Origin of the sequence: Lacrimispora sp., from assembly GCF_032078915.1 — a bacterium.
GTDB lineage: Bacteria > Bacillota > Clostridia > Lachnospirales > Lachnospiraceae > Lacrimispora.
The window spans coordinates 1-19,981 of sequence record NZ_DAMAUN010000098.1 but is presented as its reverse complement, the minus strand read 5'-3'; the positions used below and the strand labels follow the sequence as shown (position 1 = coordinate 19,981).

18 protein-coding genes are annotated in these 19,981 nt (G+C 40.7%); 17 read left to right on the top strand and 1 reads right to left on the bottom strand.

Features of this window, described 5'->3' with window-relative positions:
• Positions 1 to 236 precede the first annotated feature (236 nt).
• From hypB to RT269_RS25510, 15 genes are all read left to right on the top strand, one after another.
• The gene (gene hypB, locus RT269_RS25580; RefSeq protein ID WP_313186903.1) at positions 237 to 905 is read left to right on the top strand and encodes a hydrogenase nickel incorporation protein HypB; all 669 of its coding nucleotides are present in this window, start codon (positions 237 to 239) and stop codon (positions 903 to 905) included.
• Positions 906 to 974: 69 nt separating this feature from the next.
• Entirely contained in the window at positions 975 to 3,665 is a 2,691-nt protein-coding gene (locus RT269_RS25575; RefSeq protein WP_313186901.1) for an FAD-dependent oxidoreductase, read from the top strand.
• A gap of 20 nt (positions 3,666 to 3,685) precedes the next feature.
• Complete coding sequence (locus RT269_RS25570) at positions 3,686 to 4,027, top strand: hydrogenase maturation nickel metallochaperone HypA (protein WP_313186900.1); 342 nt, start codon at positions 3,686 to 3,688, stop codon at positions 4,025 to 4,027.
• Between the two features lie 35 nt (positions 4,028 to 4,062).
• Positions 4,063 to 5,115: a DUF5692 family protein gene (locus RT269_RS25565; protein ID WP_331664233.1), complete on the top strand. Its 1,053-nt coding sequence runs from the start codon at positions 4,063 to 4,065 to the stop codon at positions 5,113 to 5,115.
• A 501-nt stretch (positions 5,116 to 5,616) separates the two neighbouring features.
• Positions 5,617 to 5,928, top strand: coding sequence for a PTS sugar transporter subunit IIB (locus RT269_RS25560; RefSeq protein ID WP_313186897.1), 312 nt, complete (start codon positions 5,617 to 5,619; stop codon positions 5,926 to 5,928).
• A 122-nt stretch (positions 5,929 to 6,050) separates the two neighbouring features.
• Positions 6,051 to 7,415, top strand: a complete 1,365-nt coding sequence (locus RT269_RS25555; protein WP_313186896.1) for an acyclic terpene utilization AtuA family protein — start codon at positions 6,051 to 6,053, stop codon at positions 7,413 to 7,415.
• Between the two features lie 19 nt (positions 7,416 to 7,434).
• Positions 7,435 to 7,755: a DUF4387 domain-containing protein gene (locus RT269_RS25550; RefSeq protein ID WP_312426930.1), complete on the top strand. Its 321-nt coding sequence runs from the start codon at positions 7,435 to 7,437 to the stop codon at positions 7,753 to 7,755.
• 17 nt (positions 7,756 to 7,772) lie between these two features.
• Positions 7,773 to 8,693 (top strand): ABC transporter permease, encoded by a 921-nt coding sequence (locus RT269_RS25545; RefSeq protein ID WP_313186895.1) that lies wholly within the window; start codon positions 7,773 to 7,775, stop codon positions 8,691 to 8,693.
• 10 nt (positions 8,694 to 8,703) lie between these two features.
• Complete coding sequence (locus tag RT269_RS25540; protein WP_313186894.1) at positions 8,704 to 9,591, top strand: carbohydrate ABC transporter permease; 888 nt, start codon at positions 8,704 to 8,706, stop codon at positions 9,589 to 9,591.
• A 61-nt stretch (positions 9,592 to 9,652) separates the two neighbouring features.
• On the top strand, positions 9,653 to 11,128 hold the full coding sequence (locus RT269_RS25535) for an extracellular solute-binding protein (RefSeq protein ID WP_313186893.1): 1,476 nt from the start codon (positions 9,653 to 9,655) through the stop codon (positions 11,126 to 11,128).
• Positions 11,129 to 11,148: 20 nt separating this feature from the next.
• A complete protein-coding gene (locus RT269_RS25530; RefSeq protein ID WP_313186892.1) occupies positions 11,149 to 12,138 on the top strand; it encodes an ADP-ribosylglycohydrolase family protein in 990 nt (329 codons plus the stop codon).
• Positions 12,139 to 12,200: 62 nt separating this feature from the next.
• Positions 12,201 to 14,303, top strand: coding sequence for an ADP-ribosylglycohydrolase family protein (locus RT269_RS25525; protein WP_313186890.1), 2,103 nt, complete (start codon positions 12,201 to 12,203; stop codon positions 14,301 to 14,303).
• A 123-nt stretch (positions 14,304 to 14,426) separates the two neighbouring features.
• The gene (locus RT269_RS25520; protein WP_313186889.1) at positions 14,427 to 15,098 is read left to right on the top strand and encodes a FadR/GntR family transcriptional regulator; all 672 of its coding nucleotides are present in this window, start codon (positions 14,427 to 14,429) and stop codon (positions 15,096 to 15,098) included.
• Between the two features lie 188 nt (positions 15,099 to 15,286).
• Entirely contained in the window at positions 15,287 to 16,144 is an 858-nt protein-coding gene (locus RT269_RS25515) for a YitT family protein (protein ID WP_313186887.1), read from the top strand.
• Between the two features lie 119 nt (positions 16,145 to 16,263).
• Positions 16,264 to 16,701 carry a GNAT family N-acetyltransferase gene (locus RT269_RS25510; protein WP_313186886.1) on the top strand — a complete coding sequence of 146 codons (438 nt, stop codon included), beginning with the start codon at positions 16,264 to 16,266 and terminating at the stop codon, positions 16,699 to 16,701.
• Positions 16,702 to 16,972: 271 nt separating this feature from the next.
• Here the strand turns inward: RT269_RS25510 and RT269_RS25505 are convergent, their stop codons facing one another.
• A complete protein-coding gene (locus tag RT269_RS25505) occupies positions 16,973 to 17,923 on the bottom strand; it encodes a helix-turn-helix transcriptional regulator (RefSeq protein ID WP_313186885.1) in 951 nt (316 codons plus the stop codon).
• A 301-nt stretch (positions 17,924 to 18,224) separates the two neighbouring features.
• Between RT269_RS25505 and RT269_RS25500 the strand changes: the two genes are divergently transcribed.
• Together RT269_RS25500 and RT269_RS25495 are read left to right on the top strand one after the other, a co-directional pair.
• Complete coding sequence (locus tag RT269_RS25500; RefSeq protein WP_313186884.1) at positions 18,225 to 19,181, top strand: ABC transporter permease; 957 nt, start codon at positions 18,225 to 18,227, stop codon at positions 19,179 to 19,181.
• Between the two features lie 13 nt (positions 19,182 to 19,194).
• On the top strand, positions 19,195 to 19,981 hold a 787-nt coding region (locus RT269_RS25495; RefSeq protein WP_313186883.1), incomplete at its 3' end, for a carbohydrate ABC transporter permease.

Below are 19,981 nucleotides of genomic sequence, written 5' to 3'. Positions count from 1 at the left end.
AAAATAAGTAATAATGACAATTATTTTTTACATTATTGCTAGTTTTCATAGAATATTTTATAATAATATTGTTAAAAAATAAACTAAGCTATTCATCTGGCTGAACCAGAACACTTATGAAAAATATTCCTGCATCTTGACGGTTGAAAGGCCTTTGAAGAAAAGGAAAATGCCAAAAAGTGATTTTTCGTTCAACAGATGACAGAAAAGGGAAGGTAAAGAAAGGAGCGCGACACATGGAAGATTTTAAAGTTCTTGAGATAAAAACAAGTGTCTTTGCTGACAACAGCATACAAGCCGAAAAGCTTCGTGAAGAATTAAAGGATAAGAAGGTCTTTCTTCTTAATCTGATGTCCAGTCCCGGTGCCGGTAAGACCACGACTCTGACCCGTACGATTAATGTCCTTAAGAACGACCTTAATATTGGTGTTATGGAAGCTGATATTGATTCTGATGTGGATGCCCGTACCATTCAGCAAACTGGTGCAAAGGCTATCCAGCTGCATACCGGCGGTATGTGCCATCTGGATGCGGAAATGACCCGCCAGGGATTAGAGGGTCTTGATACAGAGGGTCTTGATCTTGTAATCTTAGAGAATGTGGGCAACCTGGTCTGTCCTGCAGAATTTGACACCGGCGCAGTAAAAAATGCTATGATCCTCTCCGTACCGGAAGGAGACGACAAGCCTCTTAAATATCCGCTGATGTTTTCTATCTGCGATGTGATACTGATCAACAAGATGGATGTAATGCCGTATTTTAATTTTGATATGGAAAAATGCAAAGCTAATATTAGACTTCGTAATCCCAACGCTATTATCATTCCCATCAGTGCTTTAAAAGATGAAGGTATAAAGGAATGGACCGACTGGTTAAGCAATGCAGTAAAATCTTGGTGTGAATAACAAACGTATAACTATCATAAAAGGTATTCATAAGCTTCATATGCGCAAACAAGCGCGGGAAAGGAAATTATGAGTGAATTAAGACCCAAAATTGTAAAACTGGCGAAGATGGTAGGCGGTATTGCCGGAGCCATGAACAAAATCGATGAAAATTCTCCCGAATACTACTCTCTAAATTGTGTTGTAACAGATGACATGGCTGATATTGCTATGATTATCGGGCTGCGTAAACCCCGTACCTTCGAGTATGTCGCTAAGCGTTCCGGAAAAAGTAAAGAAGAGACAAGGGCCCTCTTAGAGCAGCTGGCCTACACAGGTGTCGCTAAAGTATGGAAGGATAAGGAAGATCATAAAGAACGGTTTTTTGTGAATATATTTGCCCCAGGTATGTTAGAAATGATGGTAAATAACCGTGAACAGCTTAACGAACATCCTGAAATCGGTAAAGCCTTTGAAGAATATACCAGACTGCGCCTTGCGCCTATGGCAGCAAAATTCCCTCAAGGCATGGCAATGATGCGTGTCATTCCAGTCGAAGAGTCCATCAAGGATATCCCCGGTACAAAACCCTGGGAACATCTCTCTTATTACCTGGATAAATATGATACGTTTACGGTATCTGACTGCTCCTGCCGCCAGTCACGCCGTGTACTGGATGAGGGCTGCGGTCATCTAGAAAAAGACATCTGCATCCAGATGGGTGAAGGTGCCGAATATTACATAAAAACAGGCAGAGGCCGCCAGATTACACGGGAAGAAGCAAAAGAAATTATTAAATTTGCAGAGAATAACGGACTGATGCATGAAATGCCCCATACCGACGGACTTGGTGAATCAGCGGCAATCTGCAACTGCTGCGGCTGCTCCTGCTTCTCCCTGCGTCTTGCAACACTTTTTAATACTCCAGATTCCATACGTTCCAACTTCACTGCCAAGGTAAAAAAGGAAAACTGTGTAGCCTGCGGACAGTGTGTGGAAAATTGTCCTGTTAATGCTTTAAAACTTGGCCAAAAACTCTGTTCCAAAACACCTGTTACCATAAAGGCAGAACATACCGCGCGTGACCATGTCTGGAAAGAAAGCAACTGGAATGTGGATTACCGCGAGAACCGTAAAGATGTTACAGAAGAAGGTACATCTCCTTGTAAAACTGCCTGTCCCGCTCATATTTCCGTACAGGGTTACATAAAGCTTGCCGCTTCCGGCCGCTACCATGAAGCATTAGAGCTGATAAAGAAAGAAAATCCTTTCCCTGCTGTCTGCGGACGCATCTGTCCTCATGGCTGTGAAAGCGAATGCACCCGCGGAGATATTGATGAACCGGTTTCCATCGACGAAATCAAAAAATTTATTGCGGATAAGGAGCTGGATGGTTCTATCCGTTATATCCCGCCTATGCGTTATCACCTTGGAAATAAAGTAGCAGTGATCGGCTCCGGACCTTCCGGTCTTTCCTGTGCATATTACCTGGCAATTGATGGTTATCAGGTAACCGTATTTGAAAAGGAAGAAAAACTTGGCGGTATGCTTACCCTTGGTATTCCCTCCTTCCGCCTGGAAAAAGAGGTTCTTAATGCTGAGATAGACGTTCTGCGTGAAATGGGTGTTACCTTTAAAACCGGAATTGAAGTCGGAAAAGATATTACTCTCAATGGACTTCGGAAAGAGGGGTATGAAGCCTTCTATCTGGCAATAGGCGCACAGGGGGGCAGAAGCCTTGGCATTGAAGGGGAGGAAGCTAAAGGTGTTATCTCCGGCGTTGATTTTCTTCGCAATGTAAACCTTGGAAAAAAGGCAGAGCTTTCCGGTAATGTAGTTGTGATCGGCGGCGGAAATGTAGCAATTGATGTAGCCCGTACAGGGGTAAGACAGGGGGCTGCGGCTGTTAATCTTTACTGTCTGGAAAGTCCCAGTGAAATGCCGGCATTACCGGATGAGATTGCAGAGGCTGAGGAAGATAAAGTTTCCTTTCATAATGGCTGGGGTCCTAAGCGCATCCTGACAGAAGATGGAAAGGTGACCGGTGTAGAATTTAAGCGCTGCGTCAGTGTATTCGATGAAGACCATCATTTCGCTCCAAAGTACGAAGAAAATGATACGATCACTGTGGAAGCTGATACCGTACTGCTTTCCATTGGCCAGTCCATCGAGTGGGGCGGACTTCTCTCGGAAAGCAAGGTTGAGCTTGGCCGCGGCGGTACTGCCAAAGCTGACAGTCTGACCTTACAGACTTCGGAACCGGACGTTTTTGTCGGCGGTGACTGTTTTACCGGACCTCAATTTGCTATCCATGCCATTGCAGCCGGAAAAGAAGGCGCAATCTCTATTCACCGTTATGTACAGCCGGGACAGTCTCTTGTATTTGGCCGTGACCGACGTGAATACCATGCTTTTGATAAAAATAACGTTGCTATCGATTTGCAGAATTTTGATACGACTCCCCGCCAGAGACCCGGCCATTCTCCTGAGAAAAGAGGCAGCTTCTATGATGAACGTATGACCTTCACCGAGGAACAGTTAAAGAAAGAAACGGAACGCTGCCTTGGATGCGGTGCGGTAGAAATCGACAGTTATATGTGTATTGGCTGCGGCATGTGTACTACCAAATGTAAATTTGATGCAATTCATCTGGAGCGCACCTATAACACGGTTCCCAATACCTATGAAAAACTTCCTGTCAAGATTGCTGCCAACGCAATTGTACGTACCGGAAAGATTGCTGCAACCACCCTCAAAGAAAGCGTTGGCAGAAGAAGCTAACGGGAAAAGGAGAGGTAACAATGCATGAGCTTGGTGTATTAAACTCTATGGTCCACACCATTGAGCGTATCGTAAAGGAGCAGAATGTAACTGAGGTCCACAAGCTTGTCATCGAAGTTGGCGAGCTTTCCGGTATCGTGCCCCGATACTTAGAGCAAAGCTGGCCAGCTGCCTCCTATAAGACTTTTATGGAAAAAACTGAGCTGGAGCTTATCGTCATTCCCGGTATTGTTAAATGTAAAGGCTGCGGCAGGGTATTTAATGCCGTTTACAGTGATTTAAACTGCCCTGACTGCGGCAGTTTGGATATGGAAATCCTGGAGGGTGATGACATGATAATAAAGGAGATCGTGTGCAACTAAAGTAATAGAAGCGTGTTAAACAAGGAGGAATGGGTATGTTTGTGTTTTCAGAAAGTGTTCCGACAATATTGGTTTTACTGGTATGGCTTGGGGTGTTTTTATCGTTGTTTGCTGCAAATGAATTGAGCCGCCGTTTTAAATGGGTGGGGTTTGGCTGCTTTGTTGTGCTTCCGGTTGTTTTAACAGTTTTATGGGTGACGACGTTAAAGGATACTTCTTATATGGACTGGTTTCATCTGGCAAAGGTTTACTCTTCTACGGCGGGGTGTATTGGTTTTTGGTGTATCCGTCATATCAAAAAGCTGCAGCATAATAAGATTGCGTTGTGTTTCCCGCCGTTAATTCTGGCTATCAATATCCTGGAAGCCTGTTTCCGGGATTTTGAAGTAAGCCAGTATGTGACACCGGTTATGGAGTATATGAACAATCAGGTTCAGTACTATATCGGCGGTTCATGGAATGTCATGAACGGGATTGCAGGTCTTTTAAATATTGTGACCATTACTGGCTGGTTTGGAATCTGTATTCGAAAGAAGACAAGTAAGGATAAAAGCCAGGATATGCTTTGGCCTGATATGATGTGGTTCTGGATTATCGCCTATGATTTATGGAATTTTGCTTATACCTATAACTGCCTTCCGACTCATGCATGGTATTGCGGATTAGCGCTTTTACTGGCCCCCACAATTTGTGCATTTACAGTGGGTAAGGGGGCATGGCTGCAGCATCGTGCCCAGACGCTGGCACTGTGGTGTATGTTTGCCCAGACGTTTCCGGTATTTCAGGATGCCAGCAGTTTTCTGGTGCATTCCCGATCCAGTAAGGCTATCGCAGAAGCAGCGATACGGGAAGGAATGCTTTCCCCTGACGGGTATACGGTATTGACCGGAACAGGAATCCAACCGCTGGCAGGTGTATCACCGGATACTACGTTTTTATTTGTCATAAGTTTGCTGGCTCTTCTTGCAAATATCGGAGTATTTGTCTATATGATCCACAGAATACATAAGACAAAGAGAAATCCATATACCGGAGAATTATATACGGATCATAAGAAGTATCAGGAGATTAAGGCTTTGGCGGAGTAAATTTAACCTCATCAAGCAGGGGCGCGGATTGCGAATATCCGATTGACTGTATCGATGGGGCGTTGTGAAATCTGATATGCTCCCTTCTGGGTTAACAAGTGAAATAATAAAAGCTTGTCACTTAGGAGGGAGCATATTTTTATGCCTGTCGATCGTTATACTCACTAAGGCAGATGCATTACATATTATAAGATCATAAATATGTTACTGCGTTACTGTTGTTGATTTTATAACAAAACGGTACCTGCGTGACTTCGTTCTGGTTGGGCACAGCTTCGGTGGAAGTGTCATTTAAAAGGCTGCAGAACAGATACCAGACTCCATAAGACGTGTTTTGTAATAGGCAGCATCCACATTCAGCAATAGCGTGGCGCATACCACAATCTTGCTGGAAAAATTGAAAGAGCCTGGGGGTGCTGGTATAATAGAAATAAGCCAATGTTTTACTGATTGAGTAAGCAAAGGATTTAATGAATCATAGCGAAGAAAGGGAGCAGAAATATGAAAAAGCTTAAAATAACACTTGCCTGTGCCGGAGGTATGTCAAGCAGTATGTTGTGCAAGAAAATTATCACTGCATCAGAAAAGAGAGGTTATGCAGGTACAGAGTGCGAAGCCTATTCCGTTCACAGTTTGCAGTCCGCAGCTCCGGGGAGTGATGTAATTTTGCTTGGACCACAGGTAGGATATATGAAGGATACGATTGTGAAAAAATACCCGGATATTCCTGTTGAGGTTATTTATATGAAAGACTATGGGATGATGAACGGTGAGAAAATATTTAATGATATGGCAGAAAAGTTTGGTTGGTAAATATGGATATTAAATGATTAAAAATTATTGACTTGTTGGATAATTGTGCTATAATCTAATTGTTAAACAATTAGATTGATAAACTTATGAACTTTAATAGTACATTGAATTCTGGAGGTCATATGAAGAAAGAAATTAAAATACTGGCACCCTGTGGAATCCTTGGTTACGGATATCCCAAGTCTTCTTTTCTAAAAGGAATGTCTTATAAACCGGATGCGATTGTTGTCGATGCAGGAAGTACCGATGCAGGACCGCATAAATTAGGTGCCGGAGTAGCAATTGTAAGTGAAAAGGCCTGTAAAAAAGATTTGGAGATCATGATTACGGAGGGGGCAAAAGCCGGGATTCCGGTGATAATCGGGTCAGCAGGAGGAAGCGGGGGAAGAGTTCATGTTGAATGGACCTGGAATATTATAAAAGAAATTCTTAAGGAACAAGCATTGCAATCACAAAAAGCAGCAATCATATGGGCGGATATTCCTAAAGAAGTGGTAAAAGAAAAATTACATAATGGCAAAGTTCAGCCGTTAGGCCTTTCTGTAAAAGAATTGACGGAAGAACGGTTGGAATTAACCAATGGTATTGTGGCTCAGATGGGGCATGAACCGATTGTAAAAGCATTAGAATCGGGAGCTGATATCATAATCTGCGGAAGGGCTTATGACCCATCTCCCTTTGCGGCAGTAGCCGTGTATCACGGATTTCCGCTGAGCTATGGATATCATGCTGGTAAGATTCTTGAGTGTGCAGCCCTTTGCGCCGTACCGGGAACTACGAAAGACTGCATCCTTGGAACCATAACAGAGGAAGGATTTATGATCACACCATTATCTGATGAAAGAATCTGCACTCCTCTTTCCGTGGCAGCACATACATTTTATGAAAAAGATCATCCATATATCCTCCATGGTCCGGGAATAACCTTAAATTTAAAAGATTGTGAATTTAAGCAGGTTGATGAAAAAAGCGTATTTGTAACCGGAAGCAGGATTGAACAATCAGATCCTTACTGTATTAAATTAGAGGGGGCCATGAAAGTTGCCTACAGAACCTTTGTGGTAGCGGGTGTAAGAGATTCTCTTATGATATCACGGTTAGAGGAAATAGAGAGACTTGCAGAAGAACAAGTCAGAACTTATTATTCGGATATACCGGAGGAAGATTATACGATTCACTTTATTAATTATGGAATGAATGGTGTCATGGGAGAACTGGAGCCTTCGAAAGAATTACCCCATGAAGTCGGAATCGTTTTTGAGGTAATTGCAAAGTCCCAGGAACTTGCCGATGGAGTATGCGGTTCGCTCCGATCCAGTTTACTTCATTATGGTTATATCGGAAGAAAATCCACTGCCGGAAATCTGGCTTTCCCATTTGCGCCAAGTGATATTCCATTTGGTCCGGTATATGAATTTTCTGTTTATCACTTAATGGAAGTGGAAGATGGCTGCCAGATGTTTCCCATTGAATACCCTGATATGTAATGGAAAGGAGGAGATAAAAATGGCGGAATGCAGTTTATATGATTGTGCGAAAGTAATACGTTCAAAGAACAGCGGACCTTTTGAGATTACTCTGGATGTACTTTTTGATGATCCGGTAATATATCAAAAAATAAAAGACAGTAATATTATTAATAAAACTACGATTTGCAATCTATACCGGTTGACTGAGGATAAAATCACACAAATCGTTTTTTATGACAAGGCGTTGGGGTTTAAAATTACATTTGCGAGAAAAATATCATCGGGTACTTGTTACGATACCGATGTTTATGGGGCACAACAACATGCACCTTTAAGTGAATTAATCGTCAGCATTTAGAAAGGGAGTGTCGGGTGATGGCAAAACAAAAAGCTGGGGGGGCACAATCAAGGTTAAAGCGCATCTGGCGGGACAGGGTTTTATATCTTACCTTACTGCCGACTTTACTATATTTCTTTGTATTCCATGTGATTCCGATCATTGGTATGAAATTGGCCTTTTATGATTACCGGATTAAGGGTGATAATGTATTTGTAGGATTTACATATTTTAAAAAGTTATTTTCGACTCCGGTATTTTTACAGATACTGGAAAACACTTTGATTATCAGTGCGATGAAGATATTCCTGTTTTTTCCGATGCCTATCATTTTTGCAATTATGTTAAATGAATTCAAGGCAGGTCCTTTTCGAAAGGGGGTACAGGTGATTTCTTATCTGCCGCATTTCCTTTCCTGGGTTGTAATTGCAGGAATATGGTTTGAATTTCTATCCCCTTCTACCGGGATTTTAAACAGCGTTTTGTCCAGTTTTGGTTTTGAAAAAGTAAATTTGCTGACAAGCAAAAGTTCAATAAGATGGGTTCTGCTGGCATCAGAATCCTGGAGATCCATTGGGTGGGATTCCATAGTATATCTAACGGCAATTATGGGGATTGACACAACTCTATATGAAGCTGCAAAAATAGATGGGGCTAACCGCTTTCAGATTGTTGGAAGTATCATTCTGCCGGCTTTGGCTGTAACAATGGTTACTGTTTTAATTCTGAATATCGGTTTCTTTATGAATGCAGGTCTGGATCAGGTGCTGAACTTTACCAATGCTGCGGTTAATTCTAAGATTGATATCATAGACACCTATGTTTATCGGATTGGTCTGCAAAATTCACAGTATTCCTTAGCAACAGCAGCGAATTTATTTAAAGGTGTAATAGGTACACTCTTAATTGTTTCTACCCATCTGTTTTCTAAAAAGCTGACTGGTAAGGGTGCATGGTAGGAGGAAAAGGATGAAAAGAAGAAAGAAAATATCAGTTGGTAAACTTCTATGCGGCTCTATTATGATGCTTTTAGCTTTATGTATGTTAGTTCCATTATTAAATATCCTGGCAAGATCTCTTTCACAACCGGATTTAGTTTATGGCCTGAAAGGATATGATATACTGCCCAAGGGATTTTCCACGGTTAATTATCAGGTTATTTTAGGACAGCCTATTGTAATCAGAAGTATACTGAACTCATTATTTATTACGGTTGCCGGCGTGCTTTTAAATATTATATTAACTGCCAGTGCGGCTTATGTTTTAACTAGGCCGGGACTGGTTGGTAAAAAGGTCTTTATGTATTTCTTTATTATTATGATGATATTTGAGCCGGGCATTGTACAGGAATATTTTTTGATGAAAAATATTCATTTATTGGATAACCTGTTTTCCATGGTTATTTACAGAAGTGTAAATGTCTATTATCTGATTATATTAATGAGATTTATGGAAGAGGTTCCGGCTTCCATTCAGGAAGCTGCAAGAATAGATGGAGCGGGGCATTATAACATCTTATTTAAGATCATGATTCCTTTATGCAGAATCCCATTAATTACGGTAGGAATGTTTTATGCGGTGTTCCGCTGGAATGAATTTTTTAAATCCAGTATCTTTTTAACCAGCAAAAATCATACTGTTTTACAGGTGCTTTTAAGGCAATTTGTTGTTAATTCAGATTCACAGGTAATTGTCGGTGCATCCAACATTTTAGCGAATAATAAGATTGCCCAACTGGATAACGCTTCCTTAAAAGCGGCAACCATTGTGGTGGCTGTTGTACCTATTCTATTATTATATCCAATTATTCTTAAATACTATACCAATGGTGTTATGTCAGGAGGTGTGAAAGAGTAGATAATCGTTTGCTTGTGGGAAGGCATAGAAAAAATTATATAAATTATATGGAGGGTATGCAATGAAAAAAACAATTTCATATTTATTAGTTATGGGAATGGCAATACTGACCCTGGCCGGCTGCGGAAAAAAGATGGATTCCGATTCCAATGTACAGAGCACTCAGGATAGTACGAATGATTCATCATCTGTAACAATTAAAGCAGTAATAAAGGATTTGTCAGCAGATGATGAAGTTTCCGTAAAATTTCTGGAAGCAGTAAGCAGCGGTGTATCAAAAGAGCTTGGCCGGGAAGTACATATTGAACTGGCGCCGATCTCTGATGGAACTTATTCAGAAAGTATGAGCCTGCTGCTTCAAAGCGGTGAGATTCCGGATCTGATGTATTTCCAGGGCGGCGATTATCAATTTGCCATTACCCAGGGAATCTTGGAAGATTTGACCCAATATGTCAATGATTCAACGAATATTAAAGCATTAATGCAGCCATATAACAATCAAAGATTAGCCAACTATCCATATCTTTTATGGTTGTCACCGGATAGAATAAAGGTTCCGGTTGTGAGACAAGACTGGTTCGATGCAGCAAAATCAAGTAAAACACTTTTGGATAATCCAACTGCAGATAATTACAAAGCATTCTTTCAGGAATTAAAAGAGAACAACAATTTAAAAGCTGCATTTACCGTACCCGGAGATATAGCCGAGCTGGATACCGTATTTAATCTGGCCTTTGGGGTTAAGGCAACCTGGATAAAAGAAGGTGATAAATACGTTTACAGTAAAGTTACAAATGCAGAAAAAGAAAAATTGGCATTTTATGCAGAGCTTTATAAAGAGGGCTTATTGGATAATGAATGGCTGACAAAAAAATGGGATACAAAAGAAAGTGCCTTTTATAATGGCGAAGTTGGTGTTGTAAGCGGAACCCAAGGCAGTGTCGTTAATGTTTACAATAATAAGATGGTTACACAAAATGGTGAAAATGCAAAGTTAGTTATTCTTCCGCCGGCAAAAGGTGAAGCGCAAGGATATACTCCAGGTGATGTCAGTAAGGAATCCCGCGGCTGGGCAATCAGCAAATATTCGGATCATAAGGATGTTGCTTTTGCAGTCTTGGAGTATATGGCCGGCAAGGAAGGTCAGCTTCTTGACAAATTGGGTTACGAAGGTGAAGAATACAATATAGAGAACAATGAAATTGTATTAACCGATAAAATATCGGAATGGTGGCCTCGTTTCCATGAATCAATTGCAAATTTTGATGCGCCCATATCAAGTGAGACTCCGTATTTTAGCGAAGCAGCCCTTCAATCTTTAAACATGGTCAATACCTATTCTTCTTTTGACAATGCATTTGTTATACCCGATGAATATGCAACAAACTGGGATGCAAGTCAGGCACTTTACATAGAATTTGCAGCGGATGTAATAAGCGGTAACCGTTCCATTGATGAATTCGATCAATTTGTTGCAGATTGGAATGCGTTAGGCGGAGCAGAAATTACAGAATATGCGAACACGATATTGAAATAATCAAGGGAAGAAAGGAACGTATGATGTTAACTAGAGAATATCTGATTCAAAATAAAGAAATTGCGCTGGATAAAGCAATCGGTTCACTCGGTGGTTTAGCGATCGGTGACTCCTTCGGTGATGCTGCAAGAAGCCCGGAAAACCAAAGAGATTATGGAATAACTACGGACTTTAATAAAGGCTTTTCCTGGAGTACGGACGATACGGAATTTGCCCTTTTGACGGCTGAAACTATGATTGAAGCCGGTGGTGATTTTACCTCAGAAGATGTAGTGACCATGTGGTTAAGACATGTGGCAACAGAAGATGAGTTAAAACGCGGCGGTGTCAGCGAGGTGGAAGCGTGCAATAATCTGCGCAGAGGCATGCGTCCGCCGGAATCAGGAAGATTCAATGCTTACTATTTAAGTGATGGAGCTGCTATGAGAAGCGGCCCAATTGGTATCCTATGCGCAGGTGATCCCGAAAGAGCAGCCAGACTGGCGGAAATTGATGCCAGCGTAAGCCATCATATGGATGGTGTCTGGGGAGCACAGGCCGTTGCTGTTGCAGTATCCCTGGCAATGGTTGATGCTTCTATGGACGAAATATTAGACGCTGTTTTAAAAACAGCACCGGAAGGGTCCTGGTTTAAGGAAACATTATTACGTGCCTTTAAAATTGTAGATGATGCAGAAGGTGATATTGCAGATGCCTGGATGCCATTGCATTATGAATTATTCTCCACACACCGTTCTACGGTGGCGGAGGCGTTGCCGGAAGTATTTGGGTGCCTGAAGTTAGAACATGGCAGTTTTAAGTCAGGTTTGATTCTCGCCGGCAATTTTGGACGGGATGCAGATACCATAGGAGCTGTAGCAGGAGCCGTTCTCGGAGCAAAATACGGTGCAAAAGGAATACCGGAGAAGTGGCTGCAAAAAACCAGATATCCATCCGGAACCTGTTTAGGTTTTACAAAAGGAATTGATATCTTTGACCGCGCAGCCAAATTAGCAGCCTTAATTAAATAATATCATATGGCCTGTCTGTCTGATTGACAGACAGGTCATAGTGATCAAAGGAGAATGAGCACATGATACCTGATAAATATTTGGAAAAGGTATATTCCGGATTTTTGGGGATGAATATTGGGATTCGTTTAGGGGCTCCTGTAGAGCCGACCATATGGACGTATGAACGCATTTTAAATACATACGGTGAAATCACGGATTATGTAAAAGACTTTAAAAATTTTGCTGCAGATGATGATGTAAATGGACCGGTTTATTTTCTTCGGGCTTTATATGACGATGCAAAAGACGGTAATTTAAAACCCCAGGATGTTGCCAGAGCATGGCTGAATTATGCCCGTGAGGGGGTCGGCATGTTCTGGTGGGGCGGCTATGGCATCAGTACGGAGCATACTGCTTACTTAAACTTAAAGCATGGCATTCCTGCACCGCAATCCGGGTCTATGAATCAAAATGGTCAATTACTTGCAGAACAGATCGGAGGCCAGATCTTTATTGATACCTGGGGACTGGTTAATCCTTGCCAGCCGGCCAAAGCAGCCGAATTCGGGCAGAGTGCCGCCAGTGTGTCCCACGACGGAGAAGGAATTTATGGCGCCCGTTTCTTCTGTGCTTGCATTGCCCATGCCTTTTGGTGCCAGGATATCCATGAAATTATTCAGGCAGGGCTATCACAGATCCCTGACCATAGCTTATATGCAAAGGTTGTAAATGCAGTACTTGATTTTCACAAAGAAAATAATAATTGGCGGGATTGTTATAACATGCTGGTACGTGATTGGGGGTATGATAAATACGGCGGTGTCTGCCATATAATACCTAACGCAGGTGTATGTGCATTATCCATGGTGTATGGGAATGGAGATTTTGCAAAGACAGTTGAAATTGCGACCATGTGCGGCTGGGATACAGACTGTAATGCAGGCAACGTAGGAACCGTGCTTGGTGTTATGTGTGGGACCGAAGGACTGCCGGAAAGGTATCGCAAGCCAATGAATGATGGTATTATTCTATCTGGAATTTCCGGTTATTTGAATAATCTGGATGTACCTACTTATGCGAAAGAGGTCGCTTTGCTAGGGTATAGACTGGCGGAGGAAGAACCCCCGGCCTCTCTTCTTGATGGTATAAAAGAAGGAGAAGTTCATTTTGATTTTGAACTGCCGGGATCTACCCATAATATGCGGTTATCAAACTCATTTTATTGTACGGCAAGCCATTCCACCGATGCAGCATATAAAGGAAACGGTTCGTTAAAGATATTAATCGATCGGATGACACGCGGAAATCAGTGTAAGCTTTACTATAAACCTTTTTACCGCCGGGATGAATTTTCTGATGAGCGCTATATGCCAGTATTTACACCTACGGTATATCCAGGCCAGACAGTATCTATGAAGCTTTATCTGGATCAATGGAATGGCTGGGAAACACTTGGGATCGCGCCTTATGTTCGTTCCATGAACGATAAGAAAGAGCATTTACAGGGATATATTAAATTAGTGCAGGGGGAATGGATTGACGTGACCTTTGCGATACCGGAGGTAGACGGGGATTTAATTGATGAAGTAGGTATTGTAATCGAAGGCTATTCCATTGCAAAAGCCAAAACCCTGGGATTTTTATACTTCGATGAATTTTCTATTACAGGTAAAAGCAAGTATACTGTTAAGATTGCAAAGCAGCGAAATGAATTTGGTACAATCACCCCATTTTCTGTTGATCATGGAGCCTGGGGGAAAGACGGAAATGCGCTGTCTCTAATGAGGTGTGAGCCAGCCTTTGCCTATGCCGGTAATTATTTTTCAAAAGATGTAAGGGTGGCAGCGCCGGTTACTCCCATCAATGGGGAAAGCCACTTATTACAAATCCGTGCCCAAGGTGCAATGCGTGGATATATTGCCGGATTTTCAGAAGAAGGTAAAGCAGCAATTTATAAAAATGATTTTGGTTATAAAAAAATGATAGAAACTGATTTTGCCTGGAAACATGAAACTACTTATAAACTGACTCTGGAAGCAGTTGGTGATATGATTACCTTGTCCATAGATGATAAGAAAATATTAGAGATGAAAGATGACAGCTTCCGGTACGGTATGTTTGGCTGTGGTTCCATTGGCATGGGGAGAACCTTATTCGGTGATTTTGAAATCATGGAGATTTAGCAGCCAGTTCCACTCCGGACAAGGAAGAGGTCGACGCAATTCGTTGACTTATCTATTAATTCAGGTATAATTAATGTGTCAGACCTTTTTAATTTTAAGTTAGAGATGAAGCGAGGTATCAATATGGGTTTTGCTCCAATTGAGAATGAAAGACTATCAGATAAAGTTGTACGGGTTATAATGGAACAGATAAAAGACGGTACTTTAAAACCTGGAGATAAATTACCAAATGAACTTGATTTGGCTGATGAATTCTGCGTAAGCAGAGGAATTCTAAGAGAAGCCCTAACGATATTACAAGCAAGAAATTATATTTGTAGAAAGCCGAAAGAGGGTACATTTGTTAATCCGAATATTTCAGAAATTATGAATGTTTCTGCGGGAATCACACTAAAAGAAGGTACTTATAGCGATTTAATTGAAATGCGAATTTGCCTGGAACAAAGGACCGTGGAGAAAATCATTGAAACTGCATCGGATGAAGAGATTGTAGAATTATATGATTTGATTTCAGAATCAGACAAGAAAAAAGGAGCGCGTTCCATCGATCACTATTTTCACTATCGTCTTGCAGAGCTTTCCCATAATGCGATATTTATGAATTTTATTGATTCCTATTATGATATCATTGATGAGGTTGTCACCCATACAACTAAGAATACAAACCGCAGACAGGAGATATATAAAGAACATTGTGAAATTATTCAAGCTCTTAAGGAACGAGATAAAGAGAAGGCAAAAGCAGCAGTGGTAAGCCATCTTGAAAATGTATTACAAAATATTAAAAACGATTGAGGTAAATGAGCTCATCGGGTATCCGTTCATCATAGTTGATCTTATTGAAAAAGTATAAGATTGTTGTTGAGTTTTTAAAGTGCTTATGTTATTATAATAAAAAATAAATTTTTAGATATTAGGCATAAGCCTTGATCCACGTTTGCTAGGGAAAATCTTAGCAAACGTGTTTTTTTTTGGAGGATAGGATGAAAAAAAGAAGATTAGCACTGGAAATTTTAACGATCATGTTGGGAAATTTTATTTATGCAGTAGGAATTGTATTTTTTATTATGCCTTCTGGTTTGATTACCGGAGGAACCACGGGGATTGCAATTGCCGTTAATCATTATACAAAAATACCTGTATCAAGTATTGTTTTAGCTTTTAATGTAATTATGTTTATGATCGGATTGTTCGTTTTGGGAAAAAAGTTCGCATTAACGACGCTGATCAGTACATTATTCTTTCCATTATGTTTGGAAGTATTGCAAAAATTGTTCTTAAATTTTGTAATTACAGATGATATTTTTTTATGTACAATATTTGGAGGCGTTTGTATAGGAAGTGCGATTGCTCTTGTGATCAGAGTTGGGGCTAGTACTGGAGGCATGAGTATACCACCTTTAATTTTGAACAAGTATATGCATATTCCAGTATCTGTCAGTTTATACGTAGGCGACTGTATCATACTTGCTTTGCAGGTAGCTTTTAGCGATAAAAATAAAATTCTTTATGGAATTATTTTAGTTATGATTTATTCCATCGTTTTAGATAAACTTCTTTTACTTGGTACAAATAAAATACAGATAAAAGTAATAAGCGTTAAATCCTCGGAGATGAAAGATGCAATAATTTCGAAATTTGATAGAGGAGTCACGCTTTTGCATAGTAAATCAGGATATCTGGAACGAGAGATGGATATTTTACTAACTGTTATTTCTAATAATGATTTATCTAAATTTGAAAAGCTGGTTCATGAAATAGACGACGAAGCCTTTGTTATTATTAGCCACGTTAATGAGGTAAGAGGCAGAGGATTTAGTATAGGAAAAAAATATTTATAATATCAAAAGCAAGATAGCCAAAGGGTCAAAAAGCTGTCAACTGCCAGGTTAAGATGAAAGTTTTCATGACGCCATTCGGGTATGATTTAGATTGATTTCACAATGAGGGGAGGTTTATTATGGAATTAAAAATTATTCAAGGAAATGTTTCAGAAGAAATCTTAGAATTATATGTAAAATCTTTTCGTTTGAAGCCTTGGAATGAAACGTGGACGTTGGATATGGCTGGTATGAGGATAAATGATTATCTTCGGAATCCCATGGCTCTGGGATATGAAGCTCGTCAAGATGGAAATATAGTTGGGTTTTTAATGGGATACATAACCTCCTATTTAGGGGTTAAAGAATTTCATATACAGGATTTTGTGATCTCTGTAGATTTTAGCAGAATGGGACTGGGAACCAAAATGCTGTCTTTGGTTCAACAGGATGTGAAGAGAAGAGGGATAGAAAATATTAACTTACTCACTTTGAAAGATCCAAGAACTGAAGGATTCTACAATAAAAATGGATATGAAACTGATTCAAACCTTGTGTTTATGAATAAAAAAATATAAATTAAAGTTTGAGTGAGATATGTATATTGTATTTATAGCAAAATTTGACTATGTGGCAAGGGTGGCATACTTCTTTCCAGAGGTTTTATAAGCAGGCCCAGATATGAAGCAATAGTAAATAGAATAAATTATATGCGGCGCCTTTTGATTAAAAAAGAAATCATTAGGCGCTAATTTCATTTTCGGAGAAACAAGCATATAATCACTGTTCCATACGGGCGGTATCCCATTTCTACGGAGATAGTACGTTTAAACTTCGGCGCTGCAACTTCTAATTTTTTCTTTTTAACAGTTCCGCATACATCCAACCATTATATTTTAAGATTGACTGATCTTTTAAAATAGACATTTGATGCCGCCATTCTCTTGGGGTTGTATTCATTATTTCCGAGAAGTGGCGGTTAAAACTGGAGACAGAATGGAAGCCCACCCGTTCAGAGATATTGACCACAGAGTCTTCTGTCATGCGCAGCAAATCAGCTGCTTTTCGGATTCGTATGCTGTTTAAATGTTCCAGAGGGCTGGTGTGCATCACGGAGGAAAAGAGTCTGCGAAAATGTGTGGGACTGAGTCCGCATAAAGCTGCAAGATATTCCATTTGAAAGTCATCCATGTAGTGATAACGGACATAATTCAGAGCAGGGGCAATGACCAGGGCGTTTTTTGGCTGGTCATTGCCCCTGTTTTTTATTGCGGATGTAATTCTCATCAAGTTGGTAGCCAGCGCCAGGAAGAGGCCACGGACACTAAGCTCGTACCCATCCTCTTTTTGTTTCATCTCGTCAATGATTCTGATGATGAGGGAGTAGATGATAGGATATTCTTCCCGGCTCATGATCAGACTAAGGTGATGCTCAGAAAAAGACAGGAGATCTATGTTCTGGATATCAGTTCCCAGGAAGAGCGGATATAATAAATCGGCTAAGTTCACAAAAAGGTAGGACCATTTACTGGTGGAACCGGTGGTGCTGTATGTGGTATGGGGGATATCGCAGGAAACAACGGTAACATCGCCTGCGTGAAAAGGATAAGCGGTGTCCTCGAATTCCATTGTACCGCTGTCTGATTCACAGAAACCGATCTCCAGGCAGTTGTGAATGTGGAGGCGACCGGAAGGAATATCAGAAATCCGCCAATGTTCCCCGGTAAGCAAAAGTACTGGAAAATGTGATGGTAAATTATAATCTCTGTATTCAATGATAGATTTCTTGGGTCTGGCCATGTTGCTCCTCCGTCTTTTCATAGTGATACCTTGATTATATAATATAACCAATTGAATTTTCAACCATTTATATCTTTTGAAATAAAAAGAAAGTCTGACAAAGTGTTCAAAAAAAAGTGAGAAAATAACAAATAGTTAACGAAAAAGATAAAATAGTACGGAATATCGCAAGATAAATGGTTGAAAATGAGTAGTTTTCGCAGGAGATCGCTTTGAAATGGAATTGTGATTTTCATATAATGGATCCATAAGTAAAACATTCAGGTAGTAAAAAAGTAATAAAGGGGGATGGAGACAGACTATGAAAAGATCTAAGACGCCTGCAGCCGCATTGCTTTGTACTCAAAACAAACAGCATAGTATGGGTTGGTACTTGAGACGAGACTGGCAGTTGTATGCTTTACTGGTACTTCCCATGCTGTTTATATTGGTATTTAAGTTTCTGCCTTATACGGGACTGTCCATCGCGTTTAAAGACTATAAGGTGGCAAAAGGATATGCAGGAAGTAAATGGGTTGGATTTGATATCTTCGGGAAAGTTTTTAAAAAGAGGGATTTTGGACAGTCGGTTTATAACACCCTGCTTTTAAATGTTCTGGATTTGGTATTTGGATTTCCGATGCCGATTATTCTGGCGTTGATCCTGAACGAAGTTAAAAGTAAATATTTTAAAAAGATAACTCAGACGCTATTATACCTTCCTCACTTCTTGTCCTGGATTATTATCGGAGGTATCGCATATTCAATGTTTTCCTTAAGCAATGGCGTGGTAAATGCTCTTATACAGAATATCGGACACAGTCCGGTTCCGTTTTTACAGGGAAATGGCTGGTGGCTGTTCAGCTATGTACTGATTGGCGTATGGCAGTCCATGGGCTGGGGAACGATCATTTATCTGGCGGCAATCACTGGTGTAAATTCAGAACTTTATGAAGCTGCCAGGGTAGATGGGGCCGGAAGATGGAAGCAATGTGTACATGTGACGATTCCATGTATTCGAAGTACCATCGTAACCTTGCTTATTATGAACATGGGTAAGCTGATGGGAGGCTCCTTTGAGCGTATCTTTGCTCTCTGCAATGCCAAGGCGACACAGTACACGACTACCATTCCGGTTCTGGTCTACCGTTGGGGAATTGGAGACGGGAAGTTCAGTGAGGCGACGGCACTTGGACTATTCCAGTCGGTGATCGGCTTGATTCTGGTGCTGGCGGCAGATTGGGTTGCAAAGAAGCTTGGGGAAGATGGACTAATCTAAAGGAGGATCAAGTATGAGTCTGAATAAAACGAATCATGATCGCAGATGGATAAATGCAAAGGCGAAGAATATGGCGATTGACATTATGTTTTATATCGTTCTGACCCTGGTGAGTCTTACTTGTGTGCTTCCATTCATACATATTTTTGCAAAATCGATCAGCAACGAAGCGTTCGTTGTAGCCAATAAGGTATTTCTGATTCCCAAAGGGATTAACTTTACGGCTTATAAAAAGATATTTCAGGATGTGTCCATTGTACGTTCCTTGTATGTATCGGTCATAGTGACACTTTCTTTTACGGTTATTGGCATGGTGCTGACCATCAGCTCCGCCTATGCATTGACCAGAAAGGAATTAAAGGGCCGTAAGGTGATGAGCTTTCTGATTATGTTTACGATGTATTTTACGGCAGGCACCATTCCGGATTATTTGCTGATGAATGATCTTAGAATGCTGGATACCTGGTGGTGTATGATTTTACCATTGTCCTTTTCGGCATATAACTTTTTAATTATGAAGAATAATTTTCAGTCCTCCATTCCTGAAAGCCTGATAGAATCAGCGGTTATTGATGGAGCCGGGCATTTTAAGATTCTAACAAAGATCGTGATACCGCTTTCCAAGCCCATCATCGCGACGATTGCGCTGTTCTATGCAGTAGGACGCTGGAATGCCTATTCCGATGCATTGTTCTATATCAAGCAGAGGGTAAATTTGAGACCTTTACAATTGAAACTATACTATCTGGTGGTGGCTGCCACGGAATCCTTTAAGGCGGAAGGCGTTGTGGCCACAGGAC

Bases quoted from the DNA above. Each gene is read 5' to 3' on its own strand.
- RT269_RS25560 (WP_313186897.1), top strand. From the start codon at position 5,617: ATGAAAAAGCTTAAAATAACACTTGCCTGTGCCGGAGGTATGTCAAGC.
- RT269_RS25570 (WP_313186900.1), top strand. From the start codon at position 3,686: ATGCATGAGCTTGGTGTATTAAACTCTATGGTCCACACCATTGAGCGT.
- RT269_RS25530 (WP_313186892.1), top strand. From the start codon at position 11,149: ATGATGTTAACTAGAGAATATCTGATTCAAAATAAAGAAATTGCGCTG.
- hypB (WP_313186903.1), top strand. From the start codon at position 237: ATGGAAGATTTTAAAGTTCTTGAGATAAAAACAAGTGTCTTTGCTGAC.
- RT269_RS25540 (WP_313186894.1), top strand. From the start codon at position 8,704: ATGAAAAGAAGAAAGAAAATATCAGTTGGTAAACTTCTATGCGGCTCT.
- RT269_RS25555 (WP_313186896.1), top strand. From the start codon at position 6,051: ATGAAGAAAGAAATTAAAATACTGGCACCCTGTGGAATCCTTGGTTAC.
- RT269_RS25505 (WP_313186885.1), bottom strand. From the start codon at position 17,923: ATGGCCAGACCCAAGAAATCTATCATTGAATACAGAGATTATAATTTA.
- RT269_RS25545 (WP_313186895.1), top strand. From the start codon at position 7,773: ATGGCAAAACAAAAAGCTGGGGGGGCACAATCAAGGTTAAAGCGCATC.
- RT269_RS25535 (WP_313186893.1), top strand. From the start codon at position 9,653: ATGAAAAAAACAATTTCATATTTATTAGTTATGGGAATGGCAATACTG.
- RT269_RS25550 (WP_312426930.1), top strand. From the start codon at position 7,435: ATGGCGGAATGCAGTTTATATGATTGTGCGAAAGTAATACGTTCAAAG.
- RT269_RS25515 (WP_313186887.1), top strand. From the start codon at position 15,287: ATGAAAAAAAGAAGATTAGCACTGGAAATTTTAACGATCATGTTGGGA.
- RT269_RS25500 (WP_313186884.1), top strand. From the start codon at position 18,225: ATGAAAAGATCTAAGACGCCTGCAGCCGCATTGCTTTGTACTCAAAAC.
- RT269_RS25565 (WP_331664233.1), top strand. From the start codon at position 4,063: ATGTTTGTGTTTTCAGAAAGTGTTCCGACAATATTGGTTTTACTGGTA.
- RT269_RS25575 (WP_313186901.1), top strand. From the start codon at position 975: ATGAGTGAATTAAGACCCAAAATTGTAAAACTGGCGAAGATGGTAGGC.
- RT269_RS25520 (WP_313186889.1), top strand. From the start codon at position 14,427: ATGGGTTTTGCTCCAATTGAGAATGAAAGACTATCAGATAAAGTTGTA.
- RT269_RS25510 (WP_313186886.1), top strand. From the start codon at position 16,264: ATGGAATTAAAAATTATTCAAGGAAATGTTTCAGAAGAAATCTTAGAA.
- RT269_RS25525 (WP_313186890.1), top strand. From the start codon at position 12,201: ATGATACCTGATAAATATTTGGAAAAGGTATATTCCGGATTTTTGGGG.